This is a genomic window from Streptomyces sp. BE303 (assembly GCF_036290945.1).
Taxonomy (GTDB): Bacteria; Actinomycetota; Actinomycetes; order Streptomycetales; family Streptomycetaceae; genus Kitasatospora.
In genome coordinates this window covers 1-561 of record NZ_JAQYWZ010000649.1, presented here as the reverse complement: position 1 = coordinate 561, position 561 = coordinate 1, and the positions used below count along the sequence as shown (strand labels likewise).

General features: G+C 69.9%; 1 protein-coding gene and 1 pseudogene. Both read right to left on the bottom strand.

Features of this window, described 5'->3' with window-relative positions:
* Positions 1–387: ABC transporter permease (locus PUR56_RS15300; RefSeq protein WP_329875178.1), on the bottom strand; the 387-nt coding region annotated here is incomplete at its 3' end.
* Positions 384–561: pseudogene (locus PUR56_RS15295) on the bottom strand (ABC transporter); the annotation flags it as partial. The gene PUR56_RS15300 and the pseudogene PUR56_RS15295, both read right to left, overlap by 4 nt.

The window sequence follows — 561 nt, the reverse complement described above, 5'->3', positions numbered from 1 at the left end:
GACGAGGACCACGCTGGCGACCGACTGCAGCACGCTGCCGACGACGTGTCCGACGAGCACCGACGGGCGGTGGATCGCCATCGTGCGGAAGCGGGCGATGATGCCCTCGGTCATGTCGTTGGAGACGGACACCGCCGTCCCCACCGTGGTGCCGCCGATGGTCATCAGCAGGATGCCCGGGACGAGGTACGCGATGTAGGCGGCGCGGTCGGCGCCTCCGCCGAGACCCGCGCTCATCACGTCGCCGAAGACGTAGACGAAGAGCAGCAGCAGCACGATCGGCGTGAGCAGCAGGTTCAGGGTGAGGGACGGGTAGCGCCGGGCGTGCAGGAGGTTGCGGCGCAGCATGGTCGAGGAGTCGCGGGCGGCGAGGGAGAACGAGCTCATCGGACAGCCTCCTCGGGCTGGTTCGGCGGGGTCGTGCCGCCGGTGAGGGCGAAGAAGACGTCGTCGAGGTCGGGGGTGTGGACGGTGAGTTCGTCGGCTTCGATGCCGGCGGTGTCGAGGTGGTCGAGGAGGGTGCGCAGGTGGCGCTGGCTGCCGTCGCTGGGGATCTGGAGG